Source organism: Streptomyces sp. NPDC046805, assembly GCF_040645355.1.
In the GTDB taxonomy this organism is placed as follows: Bacteria; Actinomycetota; Actinomycetes; order Streptomycetales; family Streptomycetaceae; genus Streptomyces.
The window spans coordinates 18,370-29,072 of record NZ_JBEYYC010000051.1; the positions used below are offsets into that span (position 1 = coordinate 18,370).

Consider the following 10,703-nt stretch of genomic DNA (forward strand, 5'->3'; position numbering starts at 1 on the left):
ACCAGGTGAGAGCACGTGATGGGCTCACCGGTCCGGGCTGTCCGGGAATCCGGACCGGTGAGCCGTCAGTGGGTAGCGGCCGTCAGGCGTCGATGCGCAGGGGTGCGGCCGTACGCTCTGCGATCTGGTCGGCCGTGACGCCGGGGGCCGTCTCGACGAGGACGAGCCCGTCGCCCGTGACGTCCAGGACGCCGAGGTCGGTGATGATGCGGTGGACGCAGGCCTTACCGGTCAGCGGCAGGCCGCACTCGGGGACGATCTTCGGCGAGCCGTCCTTGGCGGTGTGCTCCATGAGCACGATGACGCGGCGGGCGCCGTGCACGAGGTCCATCGCGCCGCCCATGCCCTTCACCATCTTGCCGGGGATCATCCAGTTGGCCAGGTCACCCCGGGCGGAGACCTGCATGGCACCAAGGACGGCGGCGTCGATGTGGCCGCCGCGGATCATGCCGAAGGACAGCGAGGAGTCGAAGAAGGACGCGCCCGGCCGGACGGTGACCGTCTCCTTCCCCGCGTTGATCAGGTCGGGGTCGACCTCGTCCTCGGAGGGGTAAGGGCCCACGCCGAGGATCCCGTTCTCGGACTGCAGCACCACGTCCACCCCGGCCGGGAGGAAGTTCGGCACCAGCGTCGGCAAGCCGATCCCGAGGTTCACATAGGAGCCGTCCACCAGCTCGGCCGCCGCCCGGGCGGCCATCTCGTCCCTGTTCCAAGCCATCAGCGTCGCACCGTCCCTCGTGCCGGAGGCGCGGAGACAGTGCGCCGTTCGATCTGCTTGTCCGCGGCCTGTTCCGGCGTCAGCGGTACGACCCGCTGGACGAAGACTCCGGGGAGGTGGATCTCGTCCGGGTCCAAGGCGCCCGGCTCGACGAGTTCTTCGACTTCGGCGAGCGTGACGCGACCGGCCATCGCGGCGAGCGGGTTGAAGTTCCGGGCAGAGCGGTGGAAGACGAGATTGCCGTGCCGGTCTCCCGTCGCGGCCCGTACGAGTGCGAAGTCGGTGGTGATGCCGTGCTCCATCGCATACGGACGACCGTCGAAGTCGCGGACCTCCTTGGGTGGGGAGGCGAGGGCGACGGATCCGTCCGAGGCGTAACGCCACGGAAGTCCGCCGTCGGCGACCTGCGTGCCCACGCCGGCCGGGGTGAAGAAGGCCGGGATACCGCAGCCGCCGGCCCGCAGCCGTTCGGCGAGCGTTCCTTGCGGTACGAGCTCGACTTCGAGTTCGCCGCCCAGGTACTGCCGGGCGAACTCCTTGTTCTCGCCGACGTACGAACCCGTGACGCGTGCGATCCGGCCGGCTGCGAGCAGGATGCCCAGCCCCCTGCCGTCCACGCCGCAGTTGTTGGACACGACGCTCAAGGACGTGGCGCCTTGCTCGTAGAGCGCCTGTATCAGGACATCAGGTATGCCGCTGAGGCCGAAGCCGCCGACGGCGAGTGACGCTCCGTCGCCGATCTCCCGGACGGCGTCGGCGGCCGTCTCCCAGACTTTGTCCACGGGTGGTTTCCCTTCATGGCATTACGGCCCCCAAGGCACCCACTCGCGCGGTGCGCCGAAGGCGGTCAAGGCGCCGCTGACATACGACGCGTCATCGGAGGCCGGGAAGACGAGCCGCCGTTCACGCTGGCGGACGGGCGGCTCCGGCCCCAGGAACAAAACCGGGGGCGCGGCTCGGTGTCAGGGCAGAACAGGTAACCGCGCCCCCGGGGTCTCATCACATCGGTGGTTCGGCACATGCCCGGCAACCGGTGCGGTCGCGGAGCAGGCGCGCGTACGCACGGGTCATGGGAGCGGCTTTCGGTGAAGAGGGTGCGGCCGCCGGCTCAGGCGGTGCGGTCCCACGCCGTCCCTCCGGGTCAGGCCCGCACCAGGCGGTGCCGCAGTTCCCCGATGCCTTCGACATAGCTGGTCAGTTCCTCACCGGGGGCGAGGAAGCGCTGCGGCGAGCGCCCCATCCCCACACCGGCCGGCGTCCCCGTGAAGATCACATCTCCCGGTAGCAGCGGCAGTACGGCGGACAGGCGGGCGATCAGCTGGGGGACAGAGAAAATCAGATCCGAGGTACGGCCCTTCTGCACCTCTTCGCCGTTGATCGAACAGCCCAGTTCGAGGTCGTGGGGATCGTCGAACTCGTCCGGAGTGACCAGATACGGGCCCATCGGGGCGAAACCCGGGTACGACTTGCCAAGACTGAACTGCGGTACGGGCCCGGAGAGTTGAATGTCCCGTTCGGATATGTCCTGCCCCACCGTCAGTCCCGCGACGTGGCCCCAGGCCTGCTCCTCGCTCACCTGCCAGGCGCGCCGTCCGATGACCGCGACCAGCTCCACCTCCCAGTCCACGCTGCCTTCAGGCAGAGCGACCTCCCCGTACGGTCCGGTGATCGACGAGACGAACTTCGTGAACACCGGAGGGTGTTCCGGCACAGAGAACCCGGACTCGTTCGCGTGATCCCGGTAGTTCAGCCCGATCGCCAGGATCTGACGCGGCCGCGGAACCGGTGACCGCACGTCGGACTCCCTCAGCACCACATCACCTGCCGGCGGCGCCTGGGCCGCCCAATGACGGAACTGATCCCATCGCTCGAAGATCTCCTGCGGATCGGACGAGAACAGCCCGCCACTGGCCCGCTCCACATCCGTCCAGCCCTCTGTGGTCAGCAGCACCAGCCGACCGGCCACATTCGCAATACGCATCCCACACGCTCCCTGACGGTCGTCTTCGGTATCGCCACCGAAGGACACATAAAGTCTTAAGAGGACAGATTCGATAAGTCAAGCAACTTTCGAAAGTTCTCGACTCGCGATCACGAGGTGGCGGTGAGCCAGGGGTAGCGCGCGGTGTCGGCGTCGCCGTAGTCCGGATCCAGGTAGATGTGGAGTCGCTGGATCTTGCCGCCGCGGATCTCGAAGACGTTGCAGAACCGCCCGCCGAGTCCCTCCGTGGCTCGCCAGGCGGTGCCGTCGGCCAGCACGCCGTGCGTCGTGCCCTCGACGACCACATAGTCGCCTTGAGTCACGTAGTTGAAGTAGGCCACCTCGTGGACCACTGACTGGAACAGCACGAAGATGTCCCCGAAGAGCCGCCGAACCTCTTCGATGCCGCGGGCGGGCGCGTGCTTGGGGAAGCAGACGTAGGCGTCCTCAGCGAACAGGTCGGCGAACTCGCGTCCAGCGTCCATCCGCTTGAAGTAGGCCTCGGCAACGGCCTTGCGGTCCTCGTTGGCGGTGGTGTCGGTCATCGCAGGTTGTCCTTTCCGGCAGAAGGAACCCGGAGCCCCCACCGAAACGGGGAGCGCGGGGAGGAAGAAGCGGAGTCAGGCAAGGTGCATGCCCGCGTCGACGACGAGGTTCGCGCCGTTGATGCCGGGGCAGTCCAGCAGGAGCATCACCGAGGCGGTGATGTCCTCCGCGGTCGGCAGGCGCTTCGCCGGTGTGCGCTGGCGCATCGCTTCGAACCAGTCGCTGCGGACCTGGTCCGCTCCGTCCACCGCGGCGGTCCCGGTGACGACTCCCGGGGTGATCGCGTTTACGCGCACCGGCGGGATCTCCACCGCGAGGGAGTTGACCAGCCCGATGATCCCCGCGTTGGCCATGGAAATCGTCGTCGAGCCCGGAACCGGTCGCCACATGGACAGACCGCTGAACATCACGACCGACGCGTCGTCGGAGAATTTCGGCAGCGCCTTGTGCACGGCCGTGGCGTAACCGACGGTCTTCATCAGAGACGTACGGGCGCAGTCGTCCGGGCGGAAGTCCTTGATGGTGTTGAAGTCACGGTCCAGGGCCGTGAGGACCAGGTGGTCCACAACATCCATGTTTTCGAACAGTCGCTCAAGCGAGTCCCAGTCGGTCAACTCGCACTCGGCGCCGGTAGCCAGCTCCCCGAGCTCACTGGCGCGCGCCTTCGCGTACGCTTCGTCCCTCCCCGTGATGGTGACGCGCGCCCCTTGCCGGACACAGGCCTTGGCCACCTCGAATCCCAGTCCCTTGGTGCCGCCGATGACGACGACATGACGTCCTGCACGTACCATGATTGATCCCTCTTTTCTGTCGTCAGAGATGGAGTTCCGGTGTCACGCGGGTCGGCGCCGGCGGTTCCGCGCGGCATAGCCGATCAGGCACAGAGCGGTGACGAGACCGAGAGCGACGGCTGCCCCACCCGGGCGGGCACCGGTCAGACCCTCCAGTCCGAGCACATGGTCCAGTGACCATTGCCCCGGGCCCGTGAAACCGAGCGCCGCGGCGAGGACGCCGTAGACGAGAGCGAGTTCGTAGCCGCCGGCCTGGGCCCAGATCCCCTTGGACACATTCACCGAGGCCGCGACCGCCATCGTTCCCAGGCCCATCGCCGCCCCCAGGGCGGACAGCAGTCCGAGAGCCATCAGAGCAGCGGCGGTCATTTCACAGAAGGCGGCCAGAACGACCAAGGGCTTACCGGGCCGGAACCCCCACGGCTCGAAGACCGTGGCGGTGCCCTTCGGGCCGAAGCCTCCGTACCACCCGAACATTTTCTGTGCGCCGTGGCCGAAGAGAAGCCCACTGAGGAGCAAGCGCAGCAAGAGAAGGCCGATGTCCATGATGATGATTCCCCTTCGGAATGGTCACGTGAGAGCGAGCACCTGCTGCATGACCTGCCGCAGGGTCTGTACGGGGTCGCCGACCAGGTCCAGCGACCGCCAGGCGACGTGCCTGTCCGGGCGTACGAGCAGGCAGCCCCGGTCGTCCACTTCCCTGAGCCGACGCCAGTCGCCGTACACGTCGGCGTACTTCAGCCGGTATCCCACGGGCCGACCGGCTATCTGGACGCCCAGCTCAGCTGAGACCTTTTCGGCGGCCTGCAGCCACGCCTCGCCACCGATGCCTGTGATCAGGGCGAAGCGGTCGTCACCGACCAGGTCGAGGGAGGAAATCCGCCGACCGTCGTGTTCGAGCCAGGCGTGCGGCAGACAGGCGCCGGGGAAAGTGGTCGGGTGGTAGTACAACTCCGGGTCACGGGTGTACGAGGGTTCGGCGGTGCCGTCGGAGACGACGGCATCCGAGTCGTAGCGCTGCCCGAGCTCCACACCGTGAGCGTTGAAGTGGTAGTCGTTCTCCTTCAGCACCGCCTCGAGCTGCCGACGCCGCTTCCTGCCTTCCTCGCTCGGGCTGAAGAACTCGGCGAGTGCGGCACTGCCCTCGTCATCGGTCTGGCCCGAGCGAACACCGAGAATGGAGGGGATCTGGGCGACGAGACCGACACTCTTCAACGCTCGGTCGATCACCTGCCTGCCGACCGGACGGCGCTCGGCGTGATAGCTGTCCAGCAGTTTCTCCCCGGCCTTGCCCTTGACCGCCAGGGCGATCTTCCACGCCAGGTTGTAGGAGTCCTGGACCGATGTGTTGCTGCCGAGCCCGTTGGCCGGAGGGTGACGATGAGCGGCGTCGCCGGCGAGGAACACGCGCCCCTTGCGGTACTCGGTGGCGATCACATGGTTCATCTGCCACTGGCTGATGTCCTTGATCCGCACCTCGACGGAAGGATCCCCGATGGTCGCGCGTACCCGGGCGAGCATGGCCTCTTCACTGAGGTCGATCTGCTCCACCGAGGGGTCGTGGACGACGATCAGGACCCACTCGGTCCAGGGCTTGACGCAGATGTAGGTGCCGGAGCCGAGCCAGAAGTCCTTCCCCGGCTGGATGGTGAAGAACAACGTCCCCGGCCGGTGCGCCCGGTACTCGGTGAGGTCGGCCTCCAGCCACACATTCACCGCGTGGCCCAGTCCGGTCTCTCCCTCCAGCGGGAAGTCGAGCCGCTCGGCGACAGTGCTCCGGCCGCCGTCCGTGCCGATCGCGTACTTCGCCTTGATGGTGTACGTCTCACCCGTGTTCCGGTCACACACGGTGCCGTACACCGCGTTCTCGTCCTGGGTGATGTCGATCAGCTCCGTGGAGAAGCGCATCTCCGCCCCGTACTGCAGTGCCACGTCGAGGAGGATCGGCTCCAGCAGGTGCTGCCCCACGTTGTGCATCTCGCACGGGCTGGCCGCCTCGTAGTCGGCCTTGCGGTCGGCGCGGGTGCCCCACGCCTTCATCCGGGCGAGCTCCTGTCCGGCGAAGCTCGTGGCCCACACGTTGTCGCCCATCGACTCACCCGGCATGGCCACCGCACGGACGCGATCTTCGATGCCCAGGTCGCGATAGACTTCCATCGCACGCTGGTTGGTGATGTGCGCACGGGGTGTGTGCGCCGTGGCGGGGTATTTGGTGACGGTGATCGCGTCGACCTCGGAGCGCGCGAGGAGCGCGGAGGCGGTCAGGCCCGCGGGCCCGGCCCCGACGACGAGTACATCGGTCTCAACAACGGGCATGAATGAGTCTGCCTCTCTGTCGGGCAATGGCTCAGGGGTTGGGATGACGAAGCCGGTCTTCAGGCCTTGTGCGCGCCGGTCATGAGTGCGGCGAGGTCATCGGGGTGGAGAAACGACGGGGGCGGCGGCGGGCCCCAGTTGAACAGCCCCAGGGCACCCTCAAGGTCCTCGGGCGTCCACAGTTGGTCGTCGACGATGCAGTCCATGTCGGAGTAGTACTCGGAGAAGTTGCCGGCCGGGTCCTTCAGGTACCAGAAGAAGTTCGACCCCGCGTGATGACGCCCCAGCCCCCACACATGGCGCTCCGGGTGGTCCTCCAGCATCGCGAAGGCCCCTCGCCCGACCTCGTCGACGTCCTCGACCTGCCATGAGGTGTGGTGCAGGAAGTTCACCGGGGCATCGACGACCAGGACGTTGTGGTGGTCGGTGGAGCAGCGCATGAACGCGCCGTGGCCCTTGATGGAGTCACTGACCTTGAACCCGAGCCCGTCGGTGAAGAACCGCTGAGTGGCCTCGTGATCGACCGACCCCACGACGACATGACCGAGCTTGCGGGGGCGGACGGGGTGTTCCCGCAGGAGTCCCGGTGCTCGGCCGTCGGTGCGTTCGATGCGGCCGGGCCCGTTGTAGGGGGTCGGCGGTTCCTCGGCCTGCTGGATGCGGTCCGCGATCCGCACCACGGCACGGAACCCTGCTATGGGCTCCTCCGTCACCAACGCGCCGTCCTCACGTCGGACCCTGAGGTCCAATTTTGCGAGTCGACGCGTGATCCGCTCGAGATCGTCCTGATCGTCAGCACCGATGTTCACCTCGATCAGGCGTCGCGTCGGGGCGTGCACGATCCTCAGTTGCTGTCCACCGTCGCGCGTGGTGAACCAGCCCTTGTCGTCCTGAGTCAGACCGAAGTCTCTGTAGTAGGCGACCGTCTCGTCGACATTGGGCACTCCGATGACGAGAGAGTTGAGCCGGTGGAGCGGCATCGTTCCACACTCCTTAAATGGATGCTGAAGTAGTCCCAAAAGCTCGTATTCGGCCACCCGGTAGGCATCTCACAGATGCGCAGATCCGCTCATGGCTGAGGGGCTCGTCACCCAGCACTGGACCGGGGACGATCCTCCTTCCGAAACGTCGTCCGATCACACGGGCGAAGCGCACCACACCAGCTACTCCGCCCGTGACCCGCCCGCATCGGGCGTTCATCTCGGTGCCACATGTGTACGGCACCACATTCGACTAGTCAATGAACTTTCGAAAGTTGCCTTGATGTTCGTGCCGGAGTAGCGTGCGGCCCTGGGCAACCCTGACGACGGGAGCGCCACCCGGCGCCCACCAGCGAGACCGAGTCGCCATCCCGCCGGTCGGCCCGTATCCGGCCGAGCCAGGTCTGGCCACCCGGCGACTGCGCGCACACGTCGCACTGACGTCACAGCCGCCGATCGCAAGAACAGAGACGAATCGAATGCCAGGCCACAGCCCCACCGGGGCTGTGCACCGAGACACCGATTCAGGGCGATCATCCGAACGATTCACCTACTGCGGAATAGATAGCTCTTCGCCTCTGCTTTATTGCTTGCGCAACCAACAACATGGTACGCAAGCCAAGGGAGAAAGCCCAGGCACACAAAGCCACAGGGCGGTCCTCCGGGAATCACACATCCACAGGAAGACGAACATGAGCATCGAGAACAGCTACCCCAACAGCCGGCTGACGCCGGAGAACACCGGCATCCTGCTGGTGGACCACCAGAGCGGTCTGATCCTGGGCGTACAGGACCACGACCAGAACGAGGTCCGGCGCAACGCCCAGGCCCTCGCCCGGGCGGCGAAGGTCTTCGGCCTGCCGATCGTGGCCACCACCTCCGCCCCTCAGGGCCCCAACGGCCCGCTGCTGCCCGAGCTGATCGCCGAGCTGCCGGACAGCGCACCGGTGATCGACCGCAACGGCGAGGTCGACGCCTTCGACGACCCCGCCTTCGAAGAGGCGGTCCGGGCGATGAACCGGCCCAACCTCGTCGTCGCCGGCGTGATCACCGACGTGTGCCTGATGTTCGCCTCCCTGTCGGCCAAGGCTCGCGGCTACAACGTGCACGCCATCCCGGACGCCTCCGGCACCACCAATGTGCTGGCCCGGGAGACTTCCCTGATCCGCCTGCAGGAGGCCGACATCACCCTCAACTCCACAGTCGGCGTCCTCTCCGAGCTGCTGCGCGACTGGAAGAACCCCGGCGGCCCCGGCACCGCCGAGATCTTCAGCACGCTCGCCATGCCCTTCTACGGAGCGGTCGTGGCCAGCCACACCGCCGCCAGCAAGGGCTGACCACCCACCGGTTTCGCTGTGGCGGCCGACCACACCCCGGCGGCCACGGCGAAATCGAACAACCACGCATCACGCTGAAGCGCCGAGGGGCCCCTCGGCGCTTCAGCACCCTCCCCAAGCAAGGTCTCTTCGAAGGACCTTGACACAAGACGTCACGACAGAGCGCTTGTTGAAGCCTTGGCAGGCTGCACACTCGAGGAGTCGGCGATGGATGGAACCGGAAGCACTCACCTGGACGGACAGCAGACCGTGCGTGCCTTCAGCAGCGCAGCTCGCCTGCTCGCGGACCGGTTGGGGCAGGAGCTTCGACACCGGACCGGCATGCGCCAGATCCACTACGAGATCCTCGCCTGGCTGTCCGAAACGCCTGACAGACAGATGGCGATGAGCCACCTGGCGCACCGGATGGGAGTGTCGTACAGCCGGCTGTCCCACCTGGTGAGCCGCATGGAGGCCTTCGGCTGGCTGGAACGCACGAGGAGTCCGATGAACCAGCGCATCCACCTCGCAAAGATGACCGGTGCCGGCATGCTCGCGCTCCAGTCCGCAGTCGCCTGCCAGGTCGAGTGCGTACGCTCCCACGTTCTCGGAAGGCTTACTCCCGTCCAGCTGAATCAGTTGCGGGAAATCAGCGAGGCACTGATGGGGCATCTGACCGACCGATTCACGGCAGCCGCCGACGTACAGGGCGAGGCCACGGGGACCGCCTGAAGCTGCTGTGGCGTGGCCCCCATCGAGCGACCTCGCTTCGGCAACCGAGGACCGGCCGCGGTGGCGGGTAGTGAGGCTCTCCGCGATGCGCCTGCTGAATCGGCTCACGGGCCGCGTGTCCGCCTACCCCTTACACCATGCAAGAATGATGTATACGCACACAATAATGTGACGCACACAGGGAGGCGGGCGGAATGCCGCGGAGCGGAGCAGCACCCGGCACCAGAGGGTTCAAAGTCGGCCTGTGGAGGTCGCTGATGGAGGTGCACACCACGGTACTCCGCAAGATCGAGCGCGAGCTCGCAGAACGCCACAAGCTCTCGATCAGCGAGTTCGACACGCTGGTGAATATTCCCCTCAGTGGCACCCGGCTCCGTGAGCTGAAGGACCGTGTCGTCCTGAGCCAGAGCGCGATCAGCCGTCTGTGCGACAGGCTGGCGGACCGTGGGCTTATCACCCGCTCACCGGTGGACGAGGACATGCGCGGCGCGGCGATCCAGCTGACCGACGCCGGCCGGAAACTGCTTCGCAGCGCCGTCCGCACAAACGCCGAAGTGGTGGAACGAGAGTTCGGAGATCGGCTGTCCGAGCCCCAACTGGAGTCGCTGCGCGAGATCCTCGACCAGCTGCACACGAGAAACCACCCGGAGAGCTGCGAAACCACCCAGTAACGTCACACCCGATCCGGCTTGGCACCCATAGCCCCCCGGAGCCGCCGGCATCACGACGAAACGGCGGGTGACGGCAGCGACTGATCGCGCTCCAGCCGGTCGGCAGCCGACAGCAGAAGTTCGGTGGTGTGCCGCACGTGGGCGCACAGAGCCGCTGCCGCCGCTTCGGGGTCCCGGGCGAGTGCGGCATCAAGAAGACGACGGTGCTCGTCGGCCAGGTCTCGACCCGGCTCGCCACCGAGCGGCTGTGACCACCGGCGGTAGACCTCGGCCTCATCCCGCAGCCCAAGGGCTATCTGTAGCAGCCTCCGATTGGCGCAGCCGTCCAGAAGTGCCTCGTGGAAGGCGCCATGGGCAGCGGCCCAGTCGTCATCGACACGACTGTCGTCGCCTTCGGCGGTGTACGGGGTGCGTTCCAGTGTGTGATGGACCGCCACAAGCCTGGATTCCCAGGCGAGGTCTCCCTCGACCACCGAGCGCCGTAGGACCAGAGCCTCGAGCTCGATGCGGGCGTCGGTGAGCTCGCTCAAGGCATCTCGAGAGAGCGGCGTCACCATGAACCGTTCCTAGAGACTGAGCGGGAGTGAGTCCTGCTGCCAGGACTCGTGCTCGGTCGTGTGCCCCGAACGGTGTTGGGCACGCTGGTCTCCCG

12 protein-coding genes are annotated in these 10,703 nt (G+C 66.7%); 3 read left to right on the forward strand and 9 right to left on the reverse strand.

Annotated elements, in window-relative coordinates; translation table 11 throughout:
• Window positions 1-82 precede the first annotated feature (82 nt).
• The 8 genes from ABZ910_RS34285 to ABZ910_RS34320 form a co-directional block, all read right to left on the reverse strand.
• Window positions 83-718, reverse strand: coding sequence for a CoA transferase subunit B (locus ABZ910_RS34285; protein WP_361372985.1), 636 nt, complete (start codon window positions 716-718; stop codon window positions 83-85).
• Window positions 718-1,500: a CoA transferase subunit A gene (locus tag ABZ910_RS34290; protein ID WP_361372987.1), complete on the reverse strand. Its 783-nt coding sequence runs from the start codon at window positions 1,498-1,500 to the stop codon at window positions 718-720. Before ABZ910_RS34290 ends, ABZ910_RS34285 begins: the two co-directional genes overlap by 1 nt.
• 359 nt (window positions 1,501-1,859) lie before the next feature.
• Window positions 1,860-2,699 (reverse strand): fumarylacetoacetate hydrolase family protein, encoded by an 840-nt coding sequence (locus tag ABZ910_RS34295; RefSeq protein WP_361373007.1) that lies wholly within the window; start codon window positions 2,697-2,699, stop codon window positions 1,860-1,862.
• Between the two features lie 110 nt (window positions 2,700-2,809).
• Window positions 2,810-3,244, reverse strand: a complete 435-nt coding sequence (locus ABZ910_RS34300) for a nuclear transport factor 2 family protein (protein ID WP_361372989.1) — start codon at window positions 3,242-3,244, stop codon at window positions 2,810-2,812.
• 75 nt (window positions 3,245-3,319) lie between these two features.
• Entirely contained in the window at window positions 3,320-4,036 is a 717-nt protein-coding gene (locus ABZ910_RS34305) for an SDR family oxidoreductase (RefSeq protein WP_361372991.1), read from the reverse strand.
• Between the two features lie 42 nt (window positions 4,037-4,078).
• A complete protein-coding gene (locus tag ABZ910_RS34310) occupies window positions 4,079-4,582 on the reverse strand; it encodes a DoxX family membrane protein (RefSeq protein WP_361372993.1) in 504 nt (167 codons plus the stop codon).
• A gap of 24 nt (window positions 4,583-4,606) precedes the next feature.
• Window positions 4,607-6,352, reverse strand: coding sequence for an FAD-dependent monooxygenase (locus tag ABZ910_RS34315; protein WP_361372995.1), 1,746 nt, complete (start codon window positions 6,350-6,352; stop codon window positions 4,607-4,609).
• A 59-nt stretch (window positions 6,353-6,411) separates the two neighbouring features.
• The gene (locus tag ABZ910_RS34320) at window positions 6,412-7,332 is read right to left on the reverse strand and encodes a VOC family protein (protein WP_361372996.1); all 921 of its coding nucleotides are present in this window, start codon (window positions 7,330-7,332) and stop codon (window positions 6,412-6,414) included.
• Window positions 7,333-8,024: 692 nt separating this feature from the next.
• On the opposite strand from ABZ910_RS34320, the gene ABZ910_RS34325 reads away from it, so the two are divergent.
• From ABZ910_RS34325 to ABZ910_RS34335, 3 genes are all read left to right on the forward strand, one after another.
• On the forward strand, window positions 8,025-8,669 hold the full coding sequence (locus tag ABZ910_RS34325; protein WP_361372997.1) for an isochorismatase family protein: 645 nt from the start codon (window positions 8,025-8,027) through the stop codon (window positions 8,667-8,669).
• 207 nt (window positions 8,670-8,876) lie between these two features.
• A complete protein-coding gene (locus ABZ910_RS34330; protein ID WP_361372998.1) occupies window positions 8,877-9,380 on the forward strand; it encodes a MarR family winged helix-turn-helix transcriptional regulator in 504 nt (167 codons plus the stop codon).
• 257 nt (window positions 9,381-9,637) lie between these two features.
• The gene (locus ABZ910_RS34335) at window positions 9,638-10,051 is read left to right on the forward strand and encodes a MarR family transcriptional regulator (protein WP_361372999.1); all 414 of its coding nucleotides are present in this window, start codon (window positions 9,638-9,640) and stop codon (window positions 10,049-10,051) included.
• A gap of 50 nt (window positions 10,052-10,101) precedes the next feature.
• Here the strand turns inward: ABZ910_RS34335 and ABZ910_RS34340 are convergent, their stop codons facing one another.
• Window positions 10,102-10,608 carry an FCD domain-containing protein gene (locus ABZ910_RS34340; RefSeq protein WP_361373001.1) on the reverse strand — a complete coding sequence of 169 codons (507 nt, stop codon included), beginning with the start codon at window positions 10,606-10,608 and terminating at the stop codon, window positions 10,102-10,104.
• Window positions 10,609-10,703 lie beyond the last annotated feature (95 nt).